The 26,347-nt window shown below is 70.5% G+C and carries 21 protein-coding genes; 12 read left to right on the top strand and 9 right to left on the bottom strand.

All coding sequences use genetic code 11. The annotated features are described in order from the left end of the window. Positions 1-4: 4 nt before the first annotated feature. On the top strand, positions 5-481 hold the full coding sequence (gene ybaK, locus LXT21_RS17725; protein ID WP_254039326.1) for a Cys-tRNA(Pro) deacylase: 477 nt from the start codon (positions 5-7) through the stop codon (positions 479-481). Positions 482-495: 14 nt separating this feature from the next. On the opposite strand, the gene LXT21_RS17720 is transcribed toward ybaK, so the two are convergent. Further along, entirely contained in the window at positions 496-1,524 is a 1,029-nt protein-coding gene (locus LXT21_RS17720) for a zinc-binding dehydrogenase (protein ID WP_254039325.1), read from the bottom strand. 73 nt (positions 1,525-1,597) lie between these two features. Between LXT21_RS17720 and LXT21_RS17715 the strand changes: the two genes are divergently transcribed. After that, positions 1,598-2,803 carry a hypothetical protein gene (locus LXT21_RS17715; protein WP_254039324.1) on the top strand — a complete coding sequence of 402 codons (1,206 nt, stop codon included), beginning with the start codon at positions 1,598-1,600 and terminating at the stop codon, positions 2,801-2,803. 204 nt (positions 2,804-3,007) lie between these two features. After that, the gene (locus tag LXT21_RS17710) at positions 3,008-4,141 is read left to right on the top strand and encodes an EAL domain-containing protein (RefSeq protein WP_254039323.1); all 1,134 of its coding nucleotides are present in this window, start codon (positions 3,008-3,010) and stop codon (positions 4,139-4,141) included. Positions 4,142-4,237: 96 nt separating this feature from the next. Here LXT21_RS17710 and LXT21_RS17705 read toward each other — a convergent pair whose 3' ends face one another. The 4 genes from LXT21_RS17705 to plpQ all read right to left on the bottom strand — a co-directional run bounded on the left by LXT21_RS17705 (position 4,238) and on the right by plpQ (position 9,409). Further along, complete coding sequence (locus tag LXT21_RS17705) at positions 4,238-5,908, bottom strand: hypothetical protein (RefSeq protein ID WP_254039322.1); 1,671 nt, start codon at positions 5,906-5,908, stop codon at positions 4,238-4,240. Between the two features lie 30 nt (positions 5,909-5,938). Continuing rightward, positions 5,939-8,296 (bottom strand): PhoX family protein, encoded by a 2,358-nt coding sequence (locus tag LXT21_RS17700; protein ID WP_254039321.1) that lies wholly within the window; start codon positions 8,294-8,296, stop codon positions 5,939-5,941. Between the two features lie 160 nt (positions 8,297-8,456). After that, positions 8,457-9,011 (bottom strand): DUF192 domain-containing protein, encoded by a 555-nt coding sequence (locus LXT21_RS17695; protein WP_254039320.1) that lies wholly within the window; start codon positions 9,009-9,011, stop codon positions 8,457-8,459. Beyond that, on the bottom strand, positions 9,008-9,409 hold the full coding sequence (plpQ, locus tag LXT21_RS17690; RefSeq protein ID WP_046712779.1) for a motility regulator PlpA: 402 nt from the start codon (positions 9,407-9,409) through the stop codon (positions 9,008-9,010). The genes LXT21_RS17695 and plpQ overlap by 4 nt, the downstream gene beginning before the upstream one ends. 25 nt (positions 9,410-9,434) lie before the next feature. Between plpQ and LXT21_RS17685 the strand changes: the two genes are divergently transcribed. From LXT21_RS17685 to LXT21_RS17675, 3 genes are all read left to right on the top strand, one after another. Next, positions 9,435-11,795 carry a hypothetical protein gene (locus LXT21_RS17685; RefSeq protein ID WP_254039319.1) on the top strand — a complete coding sequence of 787 codons (2,361 nt, stop codon included), beginning with the start codon at positions 9,435-9,437 and terminating at the stop codon, positions 11,793-11,795. A gap of 65 nt (positions 11,796-11,860) precedes the next feature. Next, positions 11,861-12,388, top strand: a complete 528-nt coding sequence (locus tag LXT21_RS17680; protein ID WP_254039318.1) for a hypothetical protein — start codon at positions 11,861-11,863, stop codon at positions 12,386-12,388. Positions 12,389-12,460: 72 nt separating this feature from the next. After that, the gene (locus LXT21_RS17675; protein ID WP_254039317.1) at positions 12,461-12,928 is read left to right on the top strand and encodes a nuclear transport factor 2 family protein; all 468 of its coding nucleotides are present in this window, start codon (positions 12,461-12,463) and stop codon (positions 12,926-12,928) included. Positions 12,929-12,932: 4 nt separating this feature from the next. On the opposite strand, the gene LXT21_RS17670 is transcribed toward LXT21_RS17675, so the two are convergent. After that, positions 12,933-13,904, bottom strand: a complete 972-nt coding sequence (locus LXT21_RS17670; RefSeq protein WP_254039316.1) for a homoserine kinase — start codon at positions 13,902-13,904, stop codon at positions 12,933-12,935. A gap of 92 nt (positions 13,905-13,996) precedes the next feature. Here LXT21_RS17670 and LXT21_RS17665 point away from each other — a divergent pair, with 92 nt between their 5' ends. Beyond that, positions 13,997-15,577, top strand: a complete 1,581-nt coding sequence (locus LXT21_RS17665) for a tetratricopeptide repeat protein (RefSeq protein WP_254039315.1) — start codon at positions 13,997-13,999, stop codon at positions 15,575-15,577. A gap of 107 nt (positions 15,578-15,684) precedes the next feature. Here the strand turns inward: LXT21_RS17665 and LXT21_RS17660 are convergent, their stop codons facing one another. From LXT21_RS17660 to LXT21_RS17650, 3 genes are read right to left on the bottom strand one after another with little or no spacing between them, the layout of a single operon-like run. Continuing rightward, on the bottom strand, positions 15,685-16,179 hold the full coding sequence (locus LXT21_RS17660) for a hypothetical protein (RefSeq protein WP_254039314.1): 495 nt from the start codon (positions 16,177-16,179) through the stop codon (positions 15,685-15,687). Positions 16,180-16,186: 7 nt separating this feature from the next. Next, entirely contained in the window at positions 16,187-17,518 is a 1,332-nt protein-coding gene (locus tag LXT21_RS17655) for a cyclic nucleotide-binding domain-containing protein (protein WP_141332363.1), read from the bottom strand. 37 nt (positions 17,519-17,555) lie between these two features. Continuing rightward, complete coding sequence (locus LXT21_RS17650; protein WP_254039313.1) at positions 17,556-19,574, bottom strand: FHA domain-containing protein; 2,019 nt, start codon at positions 19,572-19,574, stop codon at positions 17,556-17,558. 254 nt (positions 19,575-19,828) lie between these two features. Here LXT21_RS17650 and LXT21_RS17645 point away from each other — a divergent pair, with 254 nt between their 5' ends. The 5 genes from LXT21_RS17645 (at position 19,829) to gspC (ending at position 26,331) form a co-directional block, all read left to right on the top strand. After that, the gene (locus LXT21_RS17645; protein WP_254039312.1) at positions 19,829-21,307 is read left to right on the top strand and encodes a TldD/PmbA family protein; all 1,479 of its coding nucleotides are present in this window, start codon (positions 19,829-19,831) and stop codon (positions 21,305-21,307) included. An 18-nt stretch (positions 21,308-21,325) separates the two neighbouring features. Then, positions 21,326-22,672 (top strand): TldD/PmbA family protein, encoded by a 1,347-nt coding sequence (locus LXT21_RS17640; protein WP_254039311.1) that lies wholly within the window; start codon positions 21,326-21,328, stop codon positions 22,670-22,672. A 125-nt stretch (positions 22,673-22,797) separates the two neighbouring features. Then, complete coding sequence (locus LXT21_RS17635) at positions 22,798-23,808, top strand: ParB/RepB/Spo0J family partition protein (RefSeq protein ID WP_254039310.1); 1,011 nt, start codon at positions 22,798-22,800, stop codon at positions 23,806-23,808. Between the two features lie 33 nt (positions 23,809-23,841). Further along, the gene (locus LXT21_RS17630) at positions 23,842-25,233 is read left to right on the top strand and encodes a sigma-54-dependent transcriptional regulator (RefSeq protein ID WP_254039309.1); all 1,392 of its coding nucleotides are present in this window, start codon (positions 23,842-23,844) and stop codon (positions 25,231-25,233) included. 195 nt (positions 25,234-25,428) lie between these two features. Continuing rightward, positions 25,429-26,331 (top strand): type II secretion system protein GspC, encoded by a 903-nt coding sequence (gspC, locus tag LXT21_RS17625; protein ID WP_254039308.1) that lies wholly within the window; start codon positions 25,429-25,431, stop codon positions 26,329-26,331. Positions 26,332-26,347: the final 16 nt, after the last annotated feature.

Here is a 26,347-nt window from a genome sequence, read left to right as displayed (position 1 = left end):
CGCGATGAAGACGAACGCCGCCCGGCTGCTCGACTCGCTGGGCGTGAAGTACTCGCTGCGCGACTACGAGGTCGACCCGGAGGACCTCTCCGCGGAGTCGGTGGCCGCCAAGGTGGGCATGCCCGCGGAGCAGGTCTTCAAGACGCTCGTCGCGCGCGGAGACCGCACCGGCGTGTTGATGGCGGTGGTGCCCGGCAACGCGGAGCTGGACCTGAAGGCGCTGGCCCGGCTGAGCGGAGACCGCAAGGTGGACACGGTGCCGCTCAAGGAGCTGCAGCCGCTCACCGGCTACGTGCGCGGCGGCTGTACGGCCATCGGCGGCAAGAAGGACTACCCGGTCTTCGTCGACGAGACGCTGGAGCTGTTCGACGAGGTGGCCGTCTCCGCGGGCGTGCGCGGCACGCAGCTCGTGCTGGCCCCGGCCGACTACCTGCGCGTGACGAAGGGCAAGGTCGGCTCCATCTCCCGCGACAAGGCCTGAGCGCGGGCCTTGGTTCAGGTCAGCGAGCCCTGCGCCGGCATGAAGAGCACCTTGCCGGACGTCATGTCCGCGGAGGCGATCTTCACCGCCTCGCCGGCGGACTCGAGCGGCAGCCGCGCGCGCACGGGCGTCTCCAGCTCCCGGCCCACCAGCGCCGGTACGCCCATCAGCGCCTTGAGCTGCTCGCGGCCGAAGCCCCGGCGCGCCCACTCCGACAGCGCGAAGCCGTCCACCGTCTTGCGCCCGAAGATGACGTCGCCCGGGTCGAAGCGGCACTCCTGCTCCGACAGCGCGCCATACACCGTGACGTGCCCGCCCTCGGGCAGCGCGCTCAACAGCTGCCCCGTCAGGCGCCCCGCCACCGCGTCGAAGGCGAGCGTCACCTTGAGCTCGTGACACATGAGCCGCAGCCGCTCCTGGAACTCGGGCTCGTCGCTGCTCAGCACGTGCTCGGCGCCCAGGCCGCGCAACAGCTCCACCTGCTCCTTGCGCCGCACCACGTGCACCATGGCCACGTTCCGACGACGGGCCAGCGAGCCCAGCATCCGCCCCACGCTGCTCGCGGCGCCCGTCTGCGCCAGCGCCACGTGGCCCCCCTCTTTCGCGCGGTCCATCAGCACCCACGCGGTGAAGGGGTTGACGAAGAGGCTGGCGCCCTGCTCCACGGAGATGTGCGCGCGAAGCGGGATGCACTGCTGCAGCGGCACCACCGCGTACTCGGCCCACAGGCCGTCACCGCCCACCGGGGCCACGCACGCCACGCGGCGCCCCACGAGCAGCTGTCCCGCGAGGCTCCCCGCGGACACCACGGTGCCGCTGCCCTCGAAGCCCGGCACCACGGGCAGCGCGTTTCGCACGCCGTACTGGCCTCGCACGAATTGGAGGTCCGCGGGGTTGATGGGCGAGGCGGCCATGCGCACCAGCACCTGCCCCGCGGTGGGACGCGGCACGGCGCGGGTCTGGACCTGGAGGGACTCGGGGCGCCCGTCATAGGCGTGGAGGACCAGCGCGCGCATCGCCACGGGGACCGGGGGGGTTCTCATTCCGGCAGACCTTTTAATTCGGCCGTGCGTGAAAGGGGGAGCCCCTTGCCCTGCCCCCATGCTCGGAGTGTCGATGAACGCCACCATTTTGCAGTTGCACCACCGCGAAGCCTTCGAGCGCACCGTGACGAGGGCGCTGGCCGCGGGCGCGGGCGCGGGGCTGGTGCAGCTCGTCACGGCGAGGCTGGGCGTGCCGTTGCCGTTGGTGTGGCTGGTGCCGGCGGCGGTGGTGCTGGCGTGCGCGCAGGGCGACAAGTGGGACCGCGTGCTGCTGGGAGGCCTGGGCGTGCTGCTGACGGCGGTGCCGTATGCGCTGGGGATGGCGCCCGCGTGGACGGTGGCCTGCAGCGCGGCGGCGGCGGGCTCGCTGCTGGTGCGCTCGCGGCTGAGTGAGAAGGGCGTGGAGGGACAGGTGGCGGAGGCGCGCCCCACCCTCGTGCATCTGGGACTGGGGGCGCTCCTGGGCGCGGGGCTCACGCTCGCGGGCTCGGAGATTGCGCGGGTGTTCTCCGCGCGGCTGGCGGACCTGGCCACGCCCGCGCTGCTCGCGGCGGGAGCGACGGGCGCCATCCTGGGCCTCTTCGTGGGACTGAGCTCGGTGGCGGCGCACCTGGCCCTCACGGCGGACCCGGTGGAGGCGCGCGCGGAGGAGCTGATTCCGCGGCTCGCGGGGGACTTCCGGACGCAGTGCGAGCGCGCGCTCGCGTTGTATCGCCAGTGTGGTCAGTCGCTCGCGCTGTTGCCGCGAGAGCCCGCGCGCGAGGAGCTGGCCCGCACGCTGGCGCGCATCACCCGCGACGCGGTGGAGCTGTCCTCCGAGTGGGCGGGCGTGGAGTCGCAGCTCGAGGAGCGCGCGCAGGCGGAGCTGCGGGCCGAGCGAGATGAGCTGGAGCGCAGCGCGCGCGCCACCACGGACTCGGTGGCCCGCAGACAGTTGGAGGCGGCCGCCGCGTCGCTCGCGGAGGAGGTGGAGCGACTGGGTGAGCTGAAGGTGCGTCGCGAGCGAATCCTCGCGCGGCTTCGCTCCGAAGTGGCGTTGTTGGAGCGCGCGCGCGTGGCGCTGTTGTCGCTGCGCAGCGGACAGGCGCAGCTCAAGGCCGCGGAGCTGTCATCGCTCGCGCGACGCTTCCGCGCGCTGTCCTCCGTGCAGTGGGAAGAGGGCCAGGGACTGGACGCCGTGGCCTCGCAAGCCACCCTCGCGCACGTCCCCGAGCCCGTCCAACCCGTCGGGGAGGAGGTCTCCTCGGAGGCCGAAACCGCTCGGATTCGCACGTCCTGAGCAGGGAATTCCCGGATATCGAACACGGGCAGAGGAGGAAACGGGCGCTGGCTCGTACGCTGAGTGGTGGTTGTGGTGGTGGTTCGCAGGCATGAACTGTAGACGTGGGTAGCGTCAGGTAACATTTGCCACGTCATGACCCACCCCCTCGTCCGACAGCCCGGTCTGATTCCTCTCTGGTTGTGGAACGGCACTGAGCCTGGGGTGACCTCCGCCTTCCAGCCCATCGTGGATCTGCGCTCGGGCGAGGTCATCGGGTACGAAGTGCTGTCGCGTGGACAAGGCTCGCTCGAGTCACCGCACGAGCTGTTCACGCATGCGCGAGTCTCCGGCTACACGTGGGAGTTGGAGCGCGCGTGTTGGACGTCGGCGCTGCGCTGCATCTCGAAGTTGCCGGAGGACCAGCGTCGCGCGCCGTTCTTCTTCAACGTGAGCCCGGATGTGTTGAGTGATCCGCGCTTCGGGGATGGCTCGACGTTGGCGCTGTTGGAGCGGCACGGGTTGGGGCCTCGGCATCTCGTGTTGGAGATCACCGAGAAGGCGGTCATCGAGGATGGCGCGCTGTTGCAGCGGCTGACGCGCGAGTGCGCGGCGCAGGGCTTCGGGCTCGCGCTGGATGACTTCGGCGCGGGGCACTCGGGGCTGGTGACGTTGGTGCACTGCGCGCCGCGCTTCATCAAGCTGGACCAGGCGTTGGTGCGCGACATCCATCTGCATGCGTACCGGCAGCACCTGGTGAAGTCGCTGGTGGACTTCTCGTCGAGCGTGGACGCCATCCTCATCGCCGAGGGCGTGGAGACGTGGGAGGAGATGACGGTGTTGCTGCGGCTGGGCATCCGTCACGCGCAGGGCTACCTGCTCGCGCGTCCGACGCCGAGCCCGATGCGCCCGGCGGAGGCGTTCGAGTCCCGGCGACGCGAGGCGATGCGCGCCCTGCTCCTGCGGGAGCGCGCGGCGGACACGACCGTGGGTGGACTGGTCATCCGTCGCGCGACGGTGGAGGGGTCCGCGACGGTGGCCACGGTGAACGACGTGTTCCGCGACGCGCCGCAGGCGGACCACGTGGTGGTGCTCGAGGGCTCGCGGCCCCTGGCGTTGGTGACGCGGCGCAATCTCGCGTCATGGGTTCCCGGAAGCGCGGCGCATGTGCCCTCGCTCATCATCGAGGACGAGGTCGCGGTGACGGCGCTCGTGGGGCTCGCGATGGCGCGGCCTCCGGACGCGGTCTACGACCCGGTGGTCGTCACGGATGCGCAGGGACAGTTCCTGGGCACCGTGACGATGAAGCAGTTGCTGCTGCGCGCCACCGAGCTCGCCGAGCGCCCTGCCGCGAAGTAGCGGTGGGACTGCGCGGTCCTCCCCCGCGCCTGGAGCAGGCGGAGCGTCACCCGCGCTCGCCGATGACGCTCCCTCGTGAGCCGACGACGTCCGCGACTACTCCCACGCGAGGTGCAGTCGGCCGTCCTCGAAGATGAGGCCCGCGTCCTCCAGGCCCGTGGAGCCGTTCTCCACCGAGGGCAGCACGTTCGTCGGAGGCGCCAGCAACGTGTCGCGCCCCTTCGCGAAGCCCTGCTCGCGAACCAGCGCGATGTACGCCCGCCCCAGCGCCAGCGCCCGCTCCCGTGACGGCGTCAGCAACCAGGCCAGGTCCTTGTCCCCGCCCACCGCGGCCCGACGCACGGACGCCTCATCCACCTTCCCCTCCGCGAAGAAGCGCGTGAGCAACTCCTCGTTCGCGCGGAACTCGTCGCCGCCCTTCACCCGCTCGAAGTACGTGAGCACCTCCGGCTTCGCGTGCCCCGCTTGCGGCACGTCCGCGATGCCACGCAGGTCCTGGTGTCGCCACCCTTCCCTGCCCGGCACCTTGCGCGGGAAGCCGAAGGTCTGGTCCACCGTCACCCCCAGGTTCGTGTGACAGCCCATGCAGAACACGTGCTCCTCCATCGTCTGCACGCGCAGCCGGCCCTTCGCATCCTCGATGAAGCCCTGCAGGCGCCAGCCGAACTCGTTGATGAGCCCCAGCTCCGGCGTGCCCGGGAACGCGGGCAACCGGTTGCGCATCTTCTTCTCCTGCTCCGCGCCGTAGAACGCCATCACCTGGTCCCCGGCGTACTCCTCGTCCTTGCGCGAGTAGCGGACCTCCTTCATGCGCGCCGACAACAACGCGGGCGCATCCGGGTCCACGTACCGCACGGTGTGCAGGAACTCGACGCCGCGCGGATAGAAGTCGCGCCGCACCGGCACCTTCGCCGCCGCCCCCGCGTAGTGCGTGGGCAGTCCCTTCACCACCTCCACGCCCCGGGCCAGCACACCGTCTCCATCCAGGTCCACCCCGCCCGAGCGCTCGTCCACCGGCTCCACCCGGCGGCGCGACTTCGCCGCGTCCAGCAGCGCCGGGTCCACCGTCATCGCCGCCTCCAGGATGGCCAGGTTGAGCCGATACACCTCGCGCGACGGCTGCCCTCCCGCATCGCGGCGGAACGCATCCGGAAGCCGGATGAACACGTCATCCGTGCTGCCATTCGTCGGCCAGAACGTCCCGAGGAACGGCTTGTAGCGCACGGCCCGCCAGCCACTGCCGTCCTTCGCGAAGCCCTCCGCGTCGAACCCTCGCGAGAGGTCCACGTCCGGCACCCAGCCCTTGAATCCACCGGGCCGCTGCATCAACGCCTCGCGCAGCGGCGCGTAGTTGTCCTCGCGGATGTAGCGCAGCACCTCGTCGTCGGAGATGGCCTTCATCGCCCGCGAGCGGTCCGTGAAGAGGTTGCTCCACTGGTTGAGCAACCCCACGTCGCTGAAGGCGTACTCGGCCTGCAGCGACTCATCGTCCATCGTGTTGAAGCCGACGCCGCCCGTGTGACACGTCCAGCACGGATTCGAGACGCCCTCCGTCTTCGTGTAGCACATGGACGGAATGGGCGCCTCGCGGTTGGCCACCGTGCTCCCGCTCGCCAGGGCCTGCGCGAGCGGGTCGAAGGGAGGCTCCACCTGCGAGGGCGCGGACGTCCCCCGCTGACGCCACACCGCCGCGGATGCGAGCAGACTTCCCAGCGCGAGCAACAACCCCAAGGCGGCTCGCGCGCCTCCCTTCGACCTGAGCGACATCGGTGGCGTCCCTCCTGGCTTCCCGCGTGACTACGGCCAGACGCTGTAGCTGTCCTCGCCCGGGTGCTGGACGCTGACGAAGAGCGTCTTCATGTCCGCGCTGAACGCGGGCCCGGTGGCCTCCGCGTCGCTCGGCATGGACAGCACGCGGAAGGCGCGGCGGAAGTGCGCGTTGCCCCGGTGCGCCGGCTTCTGGTTCAGGTAGTAGACGCCGTCGGCCACCTTGTTGACGCCGAAGTTGCCGTCCGTGCCGAACCACACACCGCCATCACGGTCGATGACGAGGTTGTCCGGCTTCGCCGCCGAGAACTCCGGCGCCGCGCTGGTCGCCGCCGTCTCGCCCTTCCACACCCGGAAGTAGACGAAGGTCTTCGAGCCGCCCGGCGCCGCCGGGTTCGCCTCGCGGATGCCGAAGATGGAGCCCACGCGGTCCACCGCGCGGTTGTCCGTGGCGGCGCGCGCCTTGGTCACCCACACGCCATCCTGCCCTCGCGTCGCCGTGGCGACCCGGCCCTGCTGGTCCAACGCCGTCGGGTCTCCATGCTCGGTGAAGGCCACGTACAGCAGCGGCGTGCCGCTCGGGTCCTTGGGGTTCCACTCCAGGTCCTCGGGGCGGTTGAGCTCCATCACGCCGACCTTGTTCGCCGCCGTCCACAACAGCTTGCGCACCTGGTCGTCGTCCGTGAAGCCGCCAATCGCGTTGTAGCTGACGTCGCGCAGCGCGGCGCCCACCGTCATCGTGGGCACGCCGAGCGCCTCGCCGTTGGGCGTCAGGTCCGCGCTGTCCAGGCTCAGCTCCACCCAGCGACCCTGCCCCGGCGCCTCTTCCGTGGGGATGGCCCCGCCCACCAGCGTGTCGCCCGTGGCGTTGTTCAGCCCCGCGAAGTGCGCCGCGTAGACCTTGCCCTCGTCGAGCAGCGCGCGCGTCTGCGCCTTCGTCATCCCCGCCGTGTACGGCCGGCTGGACACGAACTTGAAGATGCGGCCACCGCGGCGGTCATCGCCGCCGTAGATGACGATGGGCTGGCCCGCGAGCAGCTTCCAGTTCGCGTCCACGACGAAGGCCGCGTTCTCCCAGTGCGCGCGGCCCATGACGCCCATCTTGCGGTGCCCCGCGCCCGGCTTCGTCGCGTCCTTGCCGTACCAGAGGTCCCCAGGCTGGCCCGGGTCGATTTCGGTGAGGAAGCCGTGGCCATCCTTGCGGTGCGTGGAGCGCGTGTCGGAGCTGACCATGTCGCCGGACACGGGCGCCGAGAAGTCGGGCGCGAGCGGCGCGCCGGCCTGCATGCCGGGCGCGGTGGGGACCCAGTCGTTCTTCGACGTCCACAGGCCACCCTCGGGGTCGCCGTAGACGCCCTGCACGTTCTCCTCGCCCGTGAAGAGGGTGCCCCACGGCGTCTGTCCACCCGAGCAGTTGGAGTGCGTGCCCGCCACCACGCCCTCGGCCAGCGGCGCGCCGGAGTCATCGGTGTCCACGCCGGACAGCCGCATGCCCACCACCTTCGACAGCGTGGCGCTGGAGGCGTCGTAGCGCAGGTTCGCCGCGTTGCGGTCCACCGCCCACTCACCGGTGGCCGGGTCCTGCACCACGCGAATCCACGTGCCGCCCACCTGCTTCTTCCATTCCTTGTTGTAGGCGACGAGCGCGTCGTCCTGCCACGTGGTGCCGTCCGTCACCGTGTTGGACAGCGTGCCGCTGTTGCGCAGGAAGCGCGCGAAGTCCAGGTGCTGGCCGATGGGGGCCGTACCCACGCGCGGCTTCGTGCCGGAGATGTACTCGTGGTTGATCCACATCCACCCCGCCGTGCCGCTCCCGTTGAACTGGGGCGCGTTGTCACCCGAGGCCCACCCGTCACCGAAGAACGCGATGTAGTCCACGTTGGCGCCGAAGCGCGCCCCCGTCTTGCTGAAGGTGATGGGGTCCATCCACTTGATGACCGTGGTCGAGTACAGACCCGGCACCGTGCGCACCGTGTCCGTCGACGCGGGCGGCAGCGGGAACACCAGCGGCGAGGGCAGCGTGCCCGCCACCACCTGGTCCACGCGCGACTTCACGTACTCGGCCAGGTTCGTCGCGCCCGTGCCCAGGTCACCGCGGAACGTCAGCGCGATGACCGAGGACAAGGGCGTGCCCGACTCCACGCCGGGCGCGCGCGTCACCGCGCCAGGTCCCGGCTGTCCCTGCGAGCCCGGACCCGCCGGACCCTGCGGACCCGCCGGACCCGGAGCACCGTCACCACCCGGGGCACCATCCTCACCGGGCGCGCCATCCTGACCATCCTGCCCGTTCGCACCAGCGGGGCCCGTGTCCCCATCACAGGCGATGAACGACAACGAGCTACCCAGAAGCATCGCACTGGTCGCGAGCCGCAACAGACGAGAAGACATGAGCCACTTCCTCCAGGGGTTCGCGTCGCGCTCGCCATGCGGGCGAACGGACGCGAGCGCATCCTGAGGAGGCCGTGTGGCGAAGGCTTGTTCAGTGCGTCACTTCTTCATCACGTCACGGCCCCATGACGTCACGCGCGAGCAACGTCGCGCGAGGACGTCACGGGTCGATGCGGAGGTTCGACACGCCCTCGAACTCCACCTGGGAGCCCTTGCGCACGCCCACCTTCTCCGCCCAGCCGCCCGGCACCTCCAGCACGTACTGGCTGGGCGCGCCCACCGAGCGCGTCTCCATCGACTTGGGCACCGCGCGCGACACGATGCCCGCGATGCGCAGGTCCGCGGTGATGAAGATGATGTCCAGCGGGATGAGCGTGTTGCGCATCCAGAAGCCCTGCATCGACTCCTGGGGGAACAGGAACAGCATCCCCTTGCCCTCGGCGAACTCCGTGCGCCACATCATCCCGCGCTCGCGCGAGTCGCGCGTGGCGGCCACCTCCACCTCCACCCGATGCACTCCGCCGAAGGCGTCCTTGAGCCGCACGTGCGCGCGCGGCAGCGTGGGGCCCACATAGTCCTTCGCGGTGACGTCGGTGACGGGAGGCTTCACGGGCGCGGGGGGCGTGGACGACGGCTGTCGACCCTGCGCCTCCTGCTGACAGGCGCCGAGCGCGAGCGACAGGAGGACGAGGCCGAGCCGACGGGAGGTCTTCATGGGTGTTGGGGGTGCAGCGGCTTGTTGAGCAGCTTCTCGGTGAGCTCGGGCCCCAGGCTGTCGGACATCAGCCGCTCCACCACGGTCTCGAACTCCACCCGCTGCGTGTCGCTGCTGTAGATGAAGCGGATGCCCATGCCCGGCTCGTCGCCGTCCGCCTTGGACCAGACGACCTCGCCGAGCAGCTCGAACGGCGCCTCCCGGTGCGGCACCGTCAACTTGAAGAGGAAGCGCGTGCCGATGGGCAGCGGCTTCTTCGTCTTGATGAAGGTGCCACCCTTGCTGATGTTCTTCGTGTAGTCCGCGAAGAACGAGTTGAGCTTCTTGTAGTCGACCTTCAGCTCGATGGGCGCTCGCCCGTGCTGGCGGTGCTCGGGACCTGTCTTCTGTTCGGACATGCGGCCCGGGAGTATACGGAAGCCCATGGAGCAAGTCCTCACCCGAGCCCGCGCCTTGATGCGTCGCCCGGCCGTCCTGGCCCCCCTGCTCCTCCTGGCGGGCGGAGGCTCGGCGCTCGTCCTCCTCCCCCTGTTCGGCGTCCCGGGCTTCGAGCTGGGCCTGGCCCTGGCCATCGCCGTGGGCCTGCTCGGCGGGGGAACGGGCGTGGCCGCCGCCGCCCAGGAGCGCCGGATCCTCCTCGGACAGGAGCCCCGCCCCCCTGGCGCCCTCCGCCCGGACGCCCCCGGCACCGCCGTGGCCCGCGCCCTGGGTGCGACCCTGGTCCTCAACGTGGCGGCGCTGGTGCCCCCCTTCCTCACCTCCACCGTCTTCGCGTGGCTGCGCACCGCGTGTGATCCGTTCGAGCTGGTGGGTTTCTATCCCATGCTCACCCTCCCCTCGGCCGTGCTGGCCTCGGCGTCGGGGGTGCTGTGTGGCCTGGGCGCCCGGCGGCCCTCGCGGGGGGTGGGGCTGCATGTGCTCCTGGTCCTGCTGTCGCTCGTGCCCACGGTGTGGCCCATCGTCGCCGGCCCCCAGGTCTTCGCCTTCAACCACTACCTGGGACATCTCCCCGGCCCCCTCTACGACGAGGCCCTGGTGATGACGCCCGCGCTCGGCTGGTTCCGGCTGGAGACGCTCTTGTGGGCCTGGGTCCTCGCGGGCCTCGCCGCCGCGTTCCTGAAGCTGGACTCGGGGCACCTGTCCCGCGCGGCGCCGCGCGTGGGCGTGCTGGTGGGGCTGCTGCTGCCCGTCGTGGCCATCACCTTCCTGGAGGTGAAGGGCCCCCAGCTGCGCACCCGGATGACGGACGCGTACCTGGCCGAGACGCTGGGCGGCGTGCGTGACACGGAGCACTTCCGGCTGCACTACCCGCGGGGCAAGGCGCGCGAGGACGTGGACCGGCTGGCCCGCGACATGGAGTTCCGCTGGACGCAGGTCCAGCGCTTCCTGGGCGTCGCCCCCACCGAGCGCATCCGCGTGTGGCTGTATCGCAACGAGGAGGAGAAGCAGCGCCTGGTGGGCGCCGGCCGCACCCAGTACGCCAAGCCCTGGCGCCACGAGCTGCACATCCAGGACAAGGCCTTCCCCCACTCCACGCTGCACCACGAGCTGGCCCACGTGATGGCCGCGCCCGCCGGCAGCGGTCCGTTCCGCGTCACCACGCGCCTGGGCCTGTGGCCCCTCATGGGCGTCATCGAGGGGTTCGCCGTCGCCGCGGACGGCCCCGCGCAGGGAGACCTCACGCTGCACCAGTGGGCCGCGGGCATGCGCCGCCAGAAGCTGGCGCCGGACATGCGCAAGCTGATGGGCCCGGAGGGCTTCTACCAATCCGCTCCCGCGCGCGCGTACACCGTGGCCGGCTCCTTCCTCTTGTACCTCGCGGACACCTACGGCTCCGACAGGCTGCGCGCGCTCTACGCGCACGCGGACTTCCAGGAGGCCTATGGCCGCCCCCTCGACGAGCTCGTCGGCGAGTGGGAGCGCCATGTCGACGCCCTGCCCCTGGACGACGCCGCCGTGGCCCGCGCCTTCGCGCGCTTCCGCGCCGGCAGCCTCTTCAGCCGCGCCTGCGCGCGCGAGGTGGCCCGCCTCACCGAGCCCGCCCGCGCCTCGCTCGTGACGGACCCGGCGGACGCGCTGGAGCGCTACACCCGCGCCGCCACCCTCCAGCCCGAGGAGCCCGCCTACCGCCTGGGCGAGGCCGCCGCCCTCTCCGCGCTGGAGCGCTACGACGAGGCCACCACCGTGCTCGACACGCTCGCGGGCAAGGTGAAGGGACAGACGGTCTCCGAGGCCGAGGTGGCCATGGCGCTGGCCGACGTGGAGACCCGCCGCGAGCGCCCCGAGCAGGCCCGCGCGCACCTGGACACGGTGCTGGCCCTGGACGCCACGCCGGATTTGACGCGCACCGCCCAGGTGAAGCTCGCCGCGCTGGAGTCCACGGCGCGCCGCGCCGGCATCGACGCGTACTTCCTGGCCCCCAAGGAGGAGCTGCGGCTGTTGCTCCTGTCGCGCGCCCTGCAGGCCCTGCCCTCGGACCCGTACCTCAACTACCTGTTGGGCCGCAGGCTGCAGCAGGTGGGCTCCCCCGTCCTGGCCGGCGAGTCCCTGCAACGTGCGCTGTCGGACGATTCGCTTCCCCTGTCCCTTCGCCGCGAGGCCTTGCGCCTGAAGGTGGAGGCTTCCTATCTCTCTGGCGACTGCGGCGCGGTGCGCCACGAGGTGGGTGTCCTCCCGGACTTCGGCACGGCCTTCAAGGCCACCGCCCAGGAGTGGGTGGAGCGGTGTGATTTCGAGGAGAAGACCTTCCGGGGCGTGCTCGTGCCACGACAGGCTTTCCGCTAGCCGCGCTTTCCGCTAGGCAGGCAGCCCACACAGCGGCGACGAGCCAGGTCATCAGGAGGGAAGCGATGCGGTTCGAGACGAGGCAGCGAATCCAGGGGACGGTGGACGAGGTGGAGCGCGCGCTCCTCGACGAGCGTTACTTCGAGTTCCTGCTCAAGCACCATGGCGTGCTGCTGGAGCTCCAGCCGCTCGAGGTGAAGGTCGAGGGTGACGTGGTCCGCCGCAAGGTGCGCTACCGCCCCAAGCCCGTCATCGAGAGCATCGGCCCCAAGCGCGTGCCCCCCGAGTGGTTCGCCTTCATCGAGTCGTCCACCTACGACAAGCGCCGCAAGGAGCTCACGTTCACCAACGTGCCCACGTCCCACACCATCTCCAAGATGCTGGTGAACACAGGCACCATGCGCTTCCGGGATTTGGGCGCCGGTCAGACGGAGCGCACCATGGACGGTGAAATCTCCCTCAAGCTGCCCTTCCTGATGAAGCCCCTGGCGCTCATCGGCGAGAAGATCATCCAGGGCGAGGGCCTGAAGATTCTCGACAACGAGATTCCCGTCCTCAACCGCTTCATCTCCGAGGTCATCCGCAAGGGCTGAGGCACGCGAAGTGCAGGCGGGGCCGTGGGGAATGGGTTGACTTCCTCCGCATTGTCTTCGTAAGGCCCCGCCATGCTCTACCGCTTCCTCGCCATCTGCGCCCTGTCCCTCCTGGCCGCCTGCGCTCCGAAGCGCATCCCCGGCACCGAAATCGACGACACCTCCGAGACCCGCGCCATTTTGGCAGTGATGGAGGCCTATCGGTCTGCCATCGAGGCACGCGACGCCCACGCCATCCAGGCGCTGGTGTCCAAGGACTTCCGCGAGGACGGCGGTACGCCGAGCGACCCCGAGGACGACCTCACCGCGGCCAACCTGGGGCCCTATCTGGAGACGCTCTTCCCGCAGCTCCAGTCGCCCAAGGTGGAGATGGAGGTGCGCCGCGTGGAGGTGGGCAAGGACATCGCCAAGGCCATCTACTACTGGAAGCTGAGCTTCCGGATGCCGGGCCTCACCTCGCGCCCGCAGAAGGAGGCGGAGCTGGAGCAGATGGTGTTCCGGCTCGAGGGCAACCAGTGGAAGATCCTCACCGGCATCTGAGGACTCACAGCCCCAGGAGCGTCGCGTAGCCCTGGGGCCCCATGGCCGTCAGCGCGCGGGCCCGGGTCAGGTAGGTGCGGTAGTCCTTGCGCACCAGCTTGTCCGCGGGCAGCGCCGACAGGTGGTAGTCCCGGATGCGGCTCGCCGTGAAGCGCACCGCTCCGAAGAGCGCGTGGCCGAAGAGGCTCTCGCGCTCCACCGGGGCCAGCGGGCGGACGTCCTGGTAGCCGCGCACCAGCGCGCGACACAGCTCCGGCAGGTACTGCCCGCCGTCGAAGCACCACGCGTTCAACGTGATGACCAGGTCCAGGCCGTAGGCCTCGCGGCAGGCCATCTCGAAGTCGAAGAAGGCGCCCACGCTGTCGCCCAGCCACTTCACGTTGTCGGTGAAGAGGTCCGCGTGGATGACGCCGAGCGGCTCCAGGCCCTGTCGCCGTGACTCCGCGTTGGCGAGCATCCCCTCCAGCTCCCCGGAGAGCGAGGACAGCGTCGTGTCCGGATGGCGCGCGAGCTCCACGAGCCAGCCGCGCACCACCTGGGGTGAGTACGGGTTCTCACGGCTGCCGCCGAAGGACTGGGTGTCGCGGTGCAGCTTTCCCAGCTCGGTGCCCAGTCGCTCCAGGTGCTCGGCGGTGAGGCCGGGGTGGCGCTTCTCCTCGCCCGGGAGCCAGCGGAAGACGCTGACGCGGCCGCCCGCGAGCTCGACGAAGGTGGCGCCCTCGCGCGTGGTGAGCTGCACGGGCGAGGGGAAGTGGTGCGCGGCCAGGTGCGCGAGCAGGGCGGACTCGAAGCGCAGGTCCTCCGAGGAGCGCACCGTCGTGTGGCGGACGAAGTAGCGGCCGGAGTCGGTCTCCAACCGGTGGTTGGTGTTGATGGAGCCCTGGGGGATGGGCGTCACGCCGCGCACGTTTCCCAGCCCGAAGGTCTCTGCGATGCGCGTGAAGATTTCGGGGGACAGCACCGTGTGGACCGCCATTGCTCACTCCTCCCGTGCTCCGGGCTCCATCCATTGACACCCGCGAGGGGCGTACCTAATAGCATCCAACTCCAGCGCGGGGAGACAGGTCCATGGGCACCGAGAATCACGGCGACTGGAAGCGACGCGAGAGCTGGAAGAGCGCGCTGACGCAGGTGGCGGTGGTGGCCGTGGTGCTCGCGGGCGCCGTGGCCTACTTCGTCCACCGGGGAACGGTGCGCAGGGAGACGGATGAGCACCTGCGCATGGCCCGCGCCGCCGCGCTGCGAGGCAACCCGTCCGATTTGACGCGCGCCATGGCGGAGCTGGAGAAGCTCTTCCAGTTGGACTCCGACGCCCGCGACGCCCAGGCGCTGGCCGCCGACATCCAGACGGTGCTGTGGCTGGAGCACCACCAGCCCGGCGCGGATGCCCGTGCCCGTGAGTACCTGGCCCGCGCCGAGGCGCTCGACTCGCGCTCCGGTGAGCGGCATGGCGCCCGCGCGCTGCACCTGCTCGCGGAGGGCAAGACGGCAGAGGCGGAGAAGTACCTGGCGGACCTCCAGTCGCAAGGGGCCAACAGCCCCCGGCTCACGCTGGCGCAGGCGTTCACGCTCCAGGCGAAGGGGGATTTGCCCGGCGCGCGCCAGGCCTTCGCCCGCGCGGCGGAGAATGCGTATCGGGATCCGCGCTTCACCACCGCGTACGGTGAGGCGCTGCTCGATGAGGGACAGCCCGCGCAGGCGATGGAGGCGTTCGAGAAGGCGACCAGCGTCAACCCGGACCACCTGATGGCGCGGCTGGGCATGGGGTTGGCGCGCGCGTATCAGGGCAAGAAGCTGGAGGAGGCGGAGCGCGCGCTCATCACGGCCCAGGAGAAGCAGGCCGAGCTGACGCCCGCGCTGACGTCGCGCGCGGGGGCGCTGAAGGCGGAGCTGGCGCTGTCACGAGGCGCCGCGGACCAGGCACTCCAGGAGGCCGATGCGGCGCTGAAGGCCGTGCCGGATGACGTGCACGCCCTCTTCGCCCGGGCGCGGGCGCTGGCCGCGCGCAAGGCACCCGAGGCGCGAGGCGCGTTCGAGGCCGCGGTGGCGAAGCGCAAGACGGCGCCCCTGCTCTACCTGGACGGCGCTCGCAGCTTGCAGGCGTCGGGCGATACCTCGGGCGCGCTGGCGCTGCTGGATGCGTACGAGGGCGCGTTCGGCGCCATCCAGGTGGCGTCCGCGGATGGGAAGAAGGTTCCGCTGCTGGAGCAGGACGGCCGCTACTGGCTGGCGCGGGGCGGGCTGCTGGAGGCGGCGGAGCGGCAGGACGACGCGCTCGCCGCCTACGACAAGGCCATCGCCGCCAAGGGCGTGGGGCTGGCGAAGGCGCAGTACGCCAAGGGCGCGCTGCTGGTGCGGCGCAAGGACTACGAGGGCGCGAAGGCGTTGCTCGCGGTGATCGCCCCGGACACGGGCGCGGGCTCACTGCCAGAGGCGTACAGCACCATGGGCGACCTGCTCTTCGCCCAGAGCGCCTACGCGGCGGGCTGCCAGCACTACTACTTCGGGCTGGTGCGCGCGCGGGCACAGGGCACGCCGCGCGAGGAGCTGGCTTCGCGCATCGACACGGTGAAGAAGGGCCTGGAGTCCGCGGGCCAGGGCGCCATGGCCAAGGCCTGGCTGAACGAGACGGGCGCCCTGCTCCAGTGAGACGTCCGTAGCACGAGCGGGCACAGGGGACTCCGCGCGATGAGCGCTGGCCTCGCGCATCGCCCCGGATCCGCAGCCTCGGTGAGACGCACGCCGCTCGCCTGTAGCTACAGCAACTCCGTCGCATTCAGCGGCCGGTACTTCGCGCGCACCACGCGCCACTCCCCGTCGGCTTCCTTCTCGAAGGTGCCTTCGATGAGATACGCGTTCAGCACGCTGTCGGCCGCCAGGTCCTTCACGCTCTCCGCCTGGGAGCGGCCGAAGATGAAGCGCGCCTGGAAGTCCCCCTGCGTGGGAGAGACTTCGTGGACCTCCAGGTTGGTGGTGAAGATGCGGACCCACTGGCCCCGCAGCACCTGGCCCGTGAGGATGCCGCGCACCTGCCGCGAGTCCATGCCGCCGTCCGTCTTGAAGCGCTCGGACACGCCCTCCATCACCTTGCTGATGTCCTTGGCCTCCGCCGCCCGCGTCATCGTGATGACCTGACGGGTGACGGCCTCCGGGACACCGGGCTCGTGGCGCGGCCAGAAGTAGAGCACCGCTCCGGCCGCCGCCAGCGCCAGCGCCACGCCCACCACCTTCGAACGCGACAACGTCACCATGCGCTCCTCACGCCGCCTCGGGCTCGAGCACCAGCTCGTCCGCGTCGATGATTTCGGCGGGCCGCAGCGCCTCGCCAATCTGCTTCAACCGCCGATCCGAGAGCTGCTCCAGATACGTCCGGATGTGCGGGAAGGCCTGCACCAGCGCATGGAACGCGTTGCGCTCCAGGAAGGCCGCTGCCGTCTTTCGCGTGGCCACCACCGTGGCCGAGGCACGCAGCCCCGTCAGCAGGGAGATCTCCCCCGCCACGTCACCCTCGCGCAGCACGCCCAGCGTCACCGTGCCGCCCGCCGGGTCCTCCTTCTGGACCACCAGCTCACCGGCCAGCACCAGGAACAGCCCCGGCGAGTGCTCGCCCTCCACCAGCACCTTCTCGTGCCCCTGCAGCGCGCGGAAGGTGAAGCGCTGCAGCAGCGCCCCCCGCTCCGACTCCGGCAGCGTCTGGAACATGGGCGAGGTGGCCATCAGGTTTCGCGCCATGCGCTGCTGCGCGAAGTCCGCCAGCACCTGCGGCACCGCCGGGTGACTCTTCGCCACCGCGTTGAGGTGCTCGCGGCGAATCTCGAAGACCTCCGTGTCGGACACCGCGGACACCGTCGCCGTCGGCGGTGCGCCCGTCAAAAGGGCAATCTCCCCGAAGATGGAGCCACCGCCGAGGAAGCCCAGCGTGCGCGCCTCACCCTCCATCTGCCGCGTCACCTCCGCCTTGCCAGCGACGAGCACGTAGAGATGGTCCGCGGGCTCGCCCTCACGGCTCACCACCTCCTCGGGACGCACCCGGCGCCACGCCATGCGACCCACCAGGTCGATGAACGCGTCCCGGTCCAGGTCCGCGAACAGCGGCAGCGGCGGACGGCTGTTCGGGTCCGCGGAACCACCCGGGTCCGGCGCGGCCAGCACCTCGATGGCGCGGTTGGAGAGCTCCTCGCCCGCCAGCCCCATCAGGTCCGTCTCCACCTTGCCGTCGTAGAGCGTCTCCGGCGGCAGGGGCGGCGGCACCACCGCGCGACCCGGCGCGCTGCGCACCGCGCGCGAGTGGACGCGGATCAGCGTCTCCTTCAACCGCCGCTCGCTGGGCGCCAGATCCAACCCCAGCTTGCACGCCGCCATGGCGGACAGCAGGTAGTCGCGACGCAGCAGGCCCTCGGCCGTCGCGTGGTACGAGGTGACGGCGCGCTCGCGCTCCCCCAGCTCGGCCAGACACCGGGACGCCATCATGCGGGAGCGGTGGTCGGCGGGAACCCGGCGCACGGCCTCCGCGAACACGGCGAGGGCGCGCTCGAACTGGCGCTCCTCGATGAGGTCCATCCCGAGCTCACGCAGCGACGACTCGCTCATCCCATCTCTCCACGTACGAACGTTGTTGGCGAGCGCCTCACGGCTGCATCTCGCTCAGGTACATCTCGGCCTTGCGCTTCGTATCCGAACCCTCGGCCGCCGTCTCGATGACGATCTTGAACTTCTCCGCCGCGGAGCGCGGGTCCCGGTCGCGCTCGATATACGCGCGCATGTAGAGCTCCTCCACCTTCTTGCTCAAGTCATCCAGGCCGTCCCGAGCCCGACGGTCGCCCGGGTTGAGGCGCAGGGCCTCGCGGAAGTTGCTGCCCGCCCCCGCCAGGTCGCCCTTCTTCAGCGCCGCCTGCCCCGCCGCCAGCGCCGCTGACGCGAGCTGCTCGTCCAGCGTCCGCCCCAGCGAGCCATCGAAGCCGATCTGCCGGTACAGCTCCGCCGCGCGGCGCAGGGGCTTGGACGCGGACTCCAGCGCATTGGACGCCAGCTTCTTCTGCGCGTCGTCCAGCGCGCGCTGGAACTGAGGGATGAGCGTCTTGAGCTGGCGCGAGCGGTCCTTCACATCCTTGTCCGCCTTGTACTTCTCCACCACGCGGTCGCACTCGAGCACCGCGCGCTGGTAGTCGCCGCCGTTGAAGCGCCGCTCCACGTCCGTGAAGGCCTCCGCGATGAAGCGCTTGCGCTCCTCCTTGGCCCGCTCCTCGTTGCGCTCCCGGCTGGCCCGATCTCTCACCGCGCTGTCCCGAGCCTCCTTGGCCAGCTCCGCCTGCAAATCCTGCAGCTTCTGCGAGTACGCGGGCCGGTTGAGCTCCGGCACCTGCTCCAGCAGCGACTGCGCCGTGGCGACGTCACGCGCCGCGAGCGCCTCCTCCATCTGCTTGATGCGCCACAGCTCGTCCTTCGTCTTGACCTCCTGCTCCAGCTTGCGCCGCGTGTCGTCCGTCTTGGCGGTGCCCTGGGGCGTCTCGGACAGCTTCTGTCGGGCTCCCGCGAAGTCGTTGGCGTCGATGAGCTCGCGCACGGCCTGGAAGGACTGCTGCACCAGCAGCTCCTTCGCCGCCGCGCGGCCCAGGCCCTCCTCGTCCACGCCCGGCCGCAGCTTCTCCGCCTCCTCCACCAGCTTCACCGCGCTGGCGAAGTCGTCCGAGCGCACCGCCTCGCGCGCCTTCTGCATCAACAGCTTCGAGCGCTCCACGTTGGGGTCCACCGGAGGCGGAGGCGGAGGGCCCGAGGGGATGAGCAACAGACCCAGCATGAGCAGCACCACCACGCCGCCGCCCACGCCGATGAGCAGCTTCGCCTTCGAATTCCCCCCGCCGCCGGTGACGGCGCTGCGCGGAGGCGGACGCGGCCGGGGAATCGCGATGGCGCCCTTGCCCTTCTTCACGCCGCTGGCGTCGCGATTCTTCTCCTTCAGCTCATCCGGCATCCGGTAGTTGGCGTTGGTCGCCTCGTTGAGCCGCGGGTCATTCGGGTCCACGTCGGTGCCCCGGGACGCACCGGCCGCCTTGCGCGCCTCGTCGCGGTCCTTCGCCGCCTCCTCACGCTCGCGCTTCTCGTCCGCCTCGCGGGCCTCCGCCTGTTCGCGCAGCTCCTTGATCTGCTCCGCCTCATCCACGAAGCGCAGGCGCGACTTGCCGATGGCGATTTCATCCCCGTGCTTCAGGGTGCACTCGTCGACGCGCTGATCATTCACCTGGGTGCCGGAGATGCTGCCCAGGTCGCGCATCGCCACGCCGCCCTGGCCGTAGATGAGCTCCAGATGCCGGCGCGACACGGACTGGTCATCCAGGGTGAAGTCGCAGTCCTTGCCGCGCCCCACCACCATGCGCACGCCCTGGAAGCGCTTCTTGCGCCCGCGGTCCGGCCCCGCCAGCACCAGCATCTGCACCGGCGGCCCGGCGCGCGTGGCGTCCGCGTTGTCGTCCTCTTCCTCCTCGCGGCGCCGGGACTCCTCGCGCACGTCCGACACCGAGGCCACCCGCGTCTCGTCCGTGCGCGAGCGTGGCGGCTCGGCGTCCCCGTACAGCTCCGGGTTGGAGGGGCCGTCGGGCTGGCCCTCGTCTCCGGAGGGGGGTGCGGCGAAGTCCTCGTCGGAGGACACCTCGCGCGCAGGACGGCCCCGGGATGGGGGCTTACCTCCGGCACCAGGGCGAGGAGAGGATGGAGGACGAGCAGGCATGGGGTCGGGTCCAGGTTTCCGAAACGTCCGGCATCTTAAAGCGGCGCCACCACGGTGGGAATGCGACAAGCCCGCCCTGGGGGAAAGAAGCGGGGCCATTGTCCGTTGCTCAGGACGTTTCCCCCTCCTATGTAGGTTCCCACACCCCCAACGATTCACCGAGGGAGTCCCGCAAAATGCCCCGAGTGTCCGCGCCGGCCCGGCGTGCCTCCACCTCCCAGCTCGCCCCCCTGGCGGCCCGTCGCATCGCGCCCGCCCCCCTGCTGCCCCAGGCGCTGCTCGAGCGCCTGCTGGCCGTGGCGATGGAGCGCGGCGGGGACTTCGCCGAGGTCTACGTGGAGCGCACCCACAGCACCAGCGTCGTGCTGGAGGAGTCGCGCATCAAGAGCGCCCAGACGGGCCTCATCCAGGGCGTGGGCGTGCGGGTCATCTCCGGAGGCAAGGTGGGCTACGCCTTCTCCGACGACTGGGACGAGCCCGCGCTGCTGCGGGCCGCCTCCACCGCGGCGATGATTGCCCAGGGCACCGGCGCCGAGCGGGCCTTCCCCGTCTCGCGCATCGCCGTGCCCAGCCACTACCGCGTCCCCACCCCACTCGCCGACGTGGAGGTCTCCCTCAAGGCGTCCCTGCTCACGCGCGCGGATGGGGCCGCCCGCGCGTTCGACTCGCGGGTGACGCAGGTCAACGGCGCCTACGTGGACCAGACGCGCCGCATCGCCGTGGCCAACACCGAGGGCCGCTACACCGAGGACACCCAGGATTTGTGCCGCATGTCCATCCAGGTGGTGGCGCAGGGCAAGAAGAACGAGCGGCGCACGGGCTCGTACGGCGGTGGAGGCCGGGTGCCCTTCACCCACTGGGCGACCTTCCCTCCCGAGGACGTGGGCCGCGAGGCCGCGCGCCAGGCGGTGGCCACGCTGGGCGCGGTGGACTGCGCGGCGGGCCCCCAGACGGTGGTGCTGGCGCCGGGCTGGAGCGGCATCCTCCTGCATGAGGCGGTGGGCCACGGCCTGGAGGCGGACTTCATCCGCAAGGGCACGTCGCTGTTCGCCGGCAAGCTGGGACAGAAGGTCGCCTCCGAGCTGGTGACGGTCATCGACGACGGCACGGTGTCGAGCGGGCGCGGCTCCATCAACATCGACGACGAGGGCACGCCGGGAGAGCGCAAGGTCCTCATCGAGAACGGCGTGCTCAAGGGCTACCTCTACGACAGCCTCAACGCGAAGCTGATGGGCCAGCGCTCCACCGGCAGCGGGCGGCGCGAGTCCTTCAAGCACCTGCCGATTCCCCGCATGACGAACACGTTCCTCGCGCCGGGCAACCACCACCCCGAGGACATCCTCAAGGAAGTGAAGCGCGGGCTGTACTGCGCGACCTTCGGCGGCGGTCAGGTGGACATCAGCAACGGCAACTTCGTGTTCGAGGTGAGCGAGGCGTATCAAATCGAGGACGGCAAGCTGGGCCGCCCGGTGAAGAACGCCATCCTCATCGGCGTGGGGCCGGAGGCGCTCAAGAACGTGTCCCGCGTGGGGTGCGACCCGCAGCCGGATCCGGGCATGGGCGTGTGCGGCAAGAACGGCCAGTCGATGCCCGTGGGCGTGGGCCTGCCCACCGTGCGCATCGACAACGTCACCGTCGGCGGAACCCAGGTCTGAAGAGAGAGCACCGACACCATGGACTACCAGAAGCTCGCGAAGCGAATCGTCCAGCGCGCCACCAAGAAGGGCGCCCGCCAGGCCGAGGCCTTCATCGAGGTCAGCCGCCAGAGCACCGTGCGCGTGCGCGAAGGGCAGATTGAAGACCTCACCCAGTCCACCGCCAAGGGCGTGGGCCTGCGCGTGGTGACGAAGGACCGGCTCGGCTTCGCCTTCACGTCGGACTTCGAGCCCTCGGGCATCGACCTGCTCGTGGACCAGGCCCTGAAGCTGGCCGAGGCCGCCGCGCCCAACAAGTTGAATGGCCTTCCCGGCGCTCGGGACTTGGGCCGTTTCGGCGACACCGGTGCGCTGTACGACGAGGCCGTGGCGAACCTGCCCGGCGACTGGAAGGTGAAGGCCGCGCTGGAGATGGAGAAGGCGGGCCGCGCGGAGGACTCGCGCGTCAGCACCTTCAACGCGGTGGGCGCCGGGGACTTCGTGTCGGAGGTCTACGTCGCGTCGTCGGAGGGCATGGCCGGGGGCTACTCGGGCACGTACGTGTTCCTGTACGCGATGCCCGTGGCCGCCGAGGGCGGGCAGCTCCAGAAGGGCTACTGGCTCGACTACAAGCGCTTCCTCGGGGACTTGGAGTCGCCCGAGTCCATCGGCCGCGAGGCGACGCGGCGCGCGGTGCGGATGCTGGGCGCCAGGCGCGTGAAGACGCAGCAGGTGCCGGTGTTGTTCGACCCGCTCGTCACCGCGTCGTTCGTGTCCGGCGTGGCCAAGGCCGCCAGCGGCAACGCCGTGCACCAGCAGGCCAGCATGCTCGCGGCGCTGAAGGGCAAGCGCCTGGCCTCCGAGCACATCACGCTGGTGGACAACGGCCTGCTGCCCCGAGGGCTCGCCACCGCGCCCTTCGACGGCGAAGGCGTGCCCACGCGGCGCACGCCCATCATCGACCGGGGCGTCATGTCGAGCTTCCTCTACGACGCGTTCACCGCGCGCAAGGCGAAGGCGCGGCCCACGGGCAACGCCAAGCGCGGCTACAACGCGCTGCCGAGCATCGGCACCACCAACCTCTACCTGGAGGCGGGCACGGCCTCGCCCGAGGAGCTCATCAAGGAGGTGGACCGGGGCTTCTACGTCACGTCCCTGCTGGGCCACGGGGCCAACCCCGTCACGGGCGAACTCTCCGCGGGGGCCAATGGCCTGTGGATTGAGAACGGCGAGCTGACGCACGCGGTGCAGGAGGTCACCGTGGCGGGCAACGTGCTCAAGATGCTGCAGGACCTGGACGGCGTGGGGAACGACCTGCAGTTCCGCGGAGGCACGGTGGGCGCGCCCACTGTCCGCTTCCGTCAGCTCACCCTCTCGGGAGGGTAGCCCTACCTGCCGCGTCCCCCTAGCGTGGGCGACGCCGGAGCGCTCCTCCTCCCCCACTCGCTGGGGGAGGACGTGTCAGGGTCTCCTGCTACATCACTCGTCCGCAGCGCGAGGAGGACGCACCCATGGCAGCGAAGTCCGCACGCAAGAGCGTCGCAGCGAAGAAGCCCGCCGCCGCCCCCAAGAAGGCCCGCCGAAAGAAGGCGGAGCCGAAGTCGCGCGGCCTGTCCCCACAGGACGTGGCCAGCGACTCGGTGGAGTACCCCACGGACATTCTCGAGGCGGTGCGCACGGACGGCGGCGAGGTGCTCGGCGTCTATCGCGACCCCTTGGGCGGCCACCCGGTGGTGCTCGCGGTGCTGCCCATCGACAAGGTGGAGCCCACGCCGTACCAGCGCGACCTGTCCGAGCCCCACGTGAAACGGCTCGCCAGCGCCATGGAGCGGCTGGACCGGTTCCTGGACCCCGTCATCGCGGTGCGCAAGGAGGGGCGCTACTGGACGCCCAACGGCAACCACCGCCTGCACGCGAGCAAGCTGCTGGGTGCCAAGTCCATCGTCGCGCTGCTGCTGCCCGACGAGGACGTGGCCTATCAAATCCTCGCGCTCAACACGGAGAAGGCCCACAACCTCAAGGAGCGCTCGCTCGAGGTGGTGCGCATGTACCGGGGCCTCGTGGGCGCGGGCCGCGCGGGCAAGGAGTCCGCCTTCGCGCACCTGTTCGAGGAGCCCGCCTTCATCACGCTCGGCGCCGCGTACGAGAAGCGCCCCCGCTACTCCGCCGGCGCCTACCACCCCTTCGTCAAGGCGGTGGAGGACTTCATGGACGTGCCGCTGGAGGACGCGCTGAAGGTGCGCGACGCCCGGGCGGACCGGCTGCTGGAGCTCGATGACGCCGTCGTCGCCGTCGTCGATTCCCTCAAGGCCAAGGGCCTGCAGAGCCCCTATCTCAAGAACTTCGTCGTCGCGCGCATCAACTTCCTGCGCTTCAAGAAGAACGGCGGCAAGCCCGACTTCGACGACACCGTGGACCGGATGCTCGCCAGCGCGCGCAAGTTCAACGTCGACGCCGTCAAGCGCGAGGACATCGGCCGCATGGGCGGAGGCCCCGCGGAGGCGGACGAGGAGCACGCCTGACGGGAACGGGTATTGCATAGTGCGGCCCCCACCATGACCACCTCCACCGTCCTCGTCGTCGACGACGACCGCGCCAACCTCGACTCCGTGACGCGCATCTTCCAGCGGGAGAACATGGCCACGCTCTCCGCGGCCAACGGCACGGAGGCATTGGAGCTCCTGCGCCGCCCCGAAGTGACGGTGATGGTGACGGATTTGATGATGCCCGGCATGGACGGGCAGGAGCTCTTGCGCGCCGCGCGCACCATCCGCCCCGACGTGGAGGTGGTGCTGATGACCGCCTACGGCACGGTGGAGACGGCCGTGGCGGCGATGAAGGACGGCGCCTACGACTTCATCACCAAGCCGCTCAAGCGCCACTCGCTGGTGAAGGCGGTGCAGAAGGCCCTGGAGAAGCGCGCGCTCGTCTCGGAGAACCAGACGCTCAAGGCGAAGCTCGCGGAGATGAGCGCCCAGGGCGGGCGCAGCATGGTGGGCCAGTCCCCCGCCTTCCGCGCCATGCTGGACACCATCCGCCAGGCCGCGCCCTCCACCGCCACGGTGCTGCTGCTCGGAGAGTCGGGCACGGGCAAGGAGCTGGCCGCGCGCTCCGTGCACGAGTACTCCAGCCGGGCCAAGGGCGCGTTCGTCGCCGTCAACTGCGGCGCGCTGCCGGAGAACATCCTGGAGGCGGAGCTGTTCGGCGTGGAGCGCGGCGCCTTCACCGGCGCGGTGGCCCGGCGCGAGGGCCGCTTCGAGCGCGCCCACGGCGGCACCCTCTTCCTGGACGAGGTGGGCGAGATGCCGCTGCCCGCGCAGGTGAAGCTGCTGCGCGCGCTGGCCGAGGGCGAAATCGAGCGGCTGGGTGGCACGCAGACGGTGAAGGTGGACGTGCGGCTGGTGGCCGCCACCAACAAGGACCTGCAGAAGGAGGTGGCCGAGGGCCGCTTCCGCGAGGACCTCTACTACCGGCTCAACGTGGTGGAGATCCGCGTGCCCGCGCTCGCCTCGCGCCGCGAGGACATCCCGCTGCTGGCGGACGCGTTCCTGCGCCGCTTCGCCGCGAAGAACGGCAAGGCGCTGCGCGGCTTCTCCCCCGAGGCGCTGCAGACGCTGGAGAACTACGCCTGGCCCGGCAACGTGCGGGAGCTGGAGCACGCCGTCGAGCGCGCGGTGGTGCTGGCTCGGGGCGAGGTGCTGGAGGCCAGCGACCTCCCCGAGTCGGTGCGCAAGGGCCCCCTCGGCGCCGCCACCCAGCTGGTCATCCCCATCGGCACGCCCATGGAGGAGGTGGAGCGCAGGGTGATCCACGAGACGCTGCGCCACACCAAGGGCGACAAGACGCTGGCCGCCCGGCTGCTGGGCATCGCCGCCCGCACCATCTACCGCAAGCTGGAACGCGAGCAGTCCACCGGCGGCGAGCCCCCCGCCGGAAGCGACGACTGACAGGCCGTCACAAAGGCCCCCACCCCGCTTTGACAATTTGTCCCAAGCCCTGGAGCAGCCCGCTCCCCTGCCTGGGGTGCCCGCCCTTTTCGGAATAATTACGAGTGCTTGGCCGTCCCCTTTGGATGGCCCGTCTGACCCGCGGATGGCACCTGCCTTGCTCTTCCCGGGTCCGGCTTTCTTCTCGGAAGCGTGATGGAACTCTTCTTTCGCAAATACTTCTGGACGGTGAACCTGCTGTTCATCCTCCTCGTCGCGCTCCTGGCGGCGAAGACGGTGAACCTGTTCGTCGAATCCTCCATCTCCCCCGTGCCGTCGTCGGGGGCCACCGCGCGTGCGCCGACCAACCGGCCCGCGCAGGCCGCGCTCGCGCTGCCAGACATGGAGGGCCTGTCACGGGTGACGGGCATCAAGATTCCCGAGCCGCCCGTCGCGGTGAGGGAGCCCACGACGCCGGAGGTGGACCCCAACGCCGCCCCGGTGAAGAGCGGCCTCCGGGTGAAGCTGCTCGGCACGCTCGTCGCGGGCAACCCGGACTGGTCCTTCGCGTCGGTCCAGGACATGGTGACGCAGCGCTCGCAGACGTACATGGTGGGCAATGCCCTGCAGGGCGCCACCGTGCTGGAAATCGAGCGTGAGCGCGTCATCATCCTCAACGGGGGCCGCAAGGAGTTCATCGACGGCAACCCGGGTGACGGCGCGCAGGCCTTCACCCCGCCGACGCCTCCGGTGGCGCAGACGAACACCGCATCCCCCAGCGGCATCCGCGCCGTCAGCGACAACGAGTACGAAGTGCCCCGCGCGGAGATCGACAAGACGCTCAACAACCTCAACGACGTGGCCATGCAGGCGCGCATCGTTCCGGCCTTCAAGGACGGTCAGGCGGTGGGGTTCAAGCTCTTCTCCATCCGCCCGGATTCCATCTACTCGAAGATCGGCGTCCAGAACGGCGACGTCATCCGCCGCATCAACGGGTTCGACCTCAACAGCCCCGAGAAGGCGCTCGAGGTCTACTCGAAGATGAAGGACTCCTCCCGCATCGAAATCGAGATCGAGCGCAACGGCGCGCCGATCCGCAAGTCCTACAACGTTCGTTAAACCCCACGTCGCGCCC

Source organism: Myxococcus guangdongensis (assembly GCF_024198255.1).
GTDB lineage: Bacteria > Myxococcota > Myxococcia > Myxococcales > Myxococcaceae > Myxococcus > Myxococcus guangdongensis.
The sequence above is the reverse complement of the archived record's forward strand: the minus strand, read 5'-3'. Positions and strand labels throughout refer to the sequence as shown.

Coding starts and splice junctions, on each gene's coding strand:
- ybaK (WP_254039326.1), top strand. CDS start 5: ATGAAGACGAACGCCGCCCGGCTGCTCGACTCGCTGGGCGTGAAGTAC.
- LXT21_RS17720 (WP_254039325.1), bottom strand. CDS start 1,524: ATGAGAACCCCCCCGGTCCCCGTGGCGATGCGCGCGCTGGTCCTCCAC.
- LXT21_RS17715 (WP_254039324.1), top strand. CDS start 1,598: ATGAACGCCACCATTTTGCAGTTGCACCACCGCGAAGCCTTCGAGCGC.
- LXT21_RS17705 (WP_254039322.1), bottom strand. CDS start 5,908: ATGTCGCTCAGGTCGAAGGGAGGCGCGCGAGCCGCCTTGGGGTTGTTG.
- LXT21_RS17700 (WP_254039321.1), bottom strand. CDS start 8,296: ATGTCTTCTCGTCTGTTGCGGCTCGCGACCAGTGCGATGCTTCTGGGT.
- LXT21_RS17695 (WP_254039320.1), bottom strand. CDS start 9,011: ATGAAGACCTCCCGTCGGCTCGGCCTCGTCCTCCTGTCGCTCGCGCTC.
- plpQ (WP_046712779.1), bottom strand. CDS start 9,409: ATGTCCGAACAGAAGACAGGTCCCGAGCACCGCCAGCACGGGCGAGCG.
- LXT21_RS17685 (WP_254039319.1), top strand. CDS start 9,435: ATGGAGCAAGTCCTCACCCGAGCCCGCGCCTTGATGCGTCGCCCGGCC.
- LXT21_RS17680 (WP_254039318.1), top strand. CDS start 11,861: ATGCGGTTCGAGACGAGGCAGCGAATCCAGGGGACGGTGGACGAGGTG.
- LXT21_RS17675 (WP_254039317.1), top strand. CDS start 12,461: ATGCTCTACCGCTTCCTCGCCATCTGCGCCCTGTCCCTCCTGGCCGCC.
- LXT21_RS17670 (WP_254039316.1), bottom strand. CDS start 13,904: ATGGCGGTCCACACGGTGCTGTCCCCCGAAATCTTCACGCGCATCGCA.
- LXT21_RS17665 (WP_254039315.1), top strand. CDS start 13,997: ATGGGCACCGAGAATCACGGCGACTGGAAGCGACGCGAGAGCTGGAAG.
- LXT21_RS17660 (WP_254039314.1), bottom strand. CDS start 16,179: ATGGTGACGTTGTCGCGTTCGAAGGTGGTGGGCGTGGCGCTGGCGCTG.
- LXT21_RS17655 (WP_141332363.1), bottom strand. CDS start 17,518: ATGAGCGAGTCGTCGCTGCGTGAGCTCGGGATGGACCTCATCGAGGAG.
- LXT21_RS17645 (WP_254039312.1), top strand. CDS start 19,829: ATGCCCCGAGTGTCCGCGCCGGCCCGGCGTGCCTCCACCTCCCAGCTC.
- LXT21_RS17640 (WP_254039311.1), top strand. CDS start 21,326: ATGGACTACCAGAAGCTCGCGAAGCGAATCGTCCAGCGCGCCACCAAG.
- LXT21_RS17635 (WP_254039310.1), top strand. CDS start 22,798: ATGGCAGCGAAGTCCGCACGCAAGAGCGTCGCAGCGAAGAAGCCCGCC.
- LXT21_RS17630 (WP_254039309.1), top strand. CDS start 23,842: ATGACCACCTCCACCGTCCTCGTCGTCGACGACGACCGCGCCAACCTC.
- gspC (WP_254039308.1), top strand. CDS start 25,429: ATGGAACTCTTCTTTCGCAAATACTTCTGGACGGTGAACCTGCTGTTC.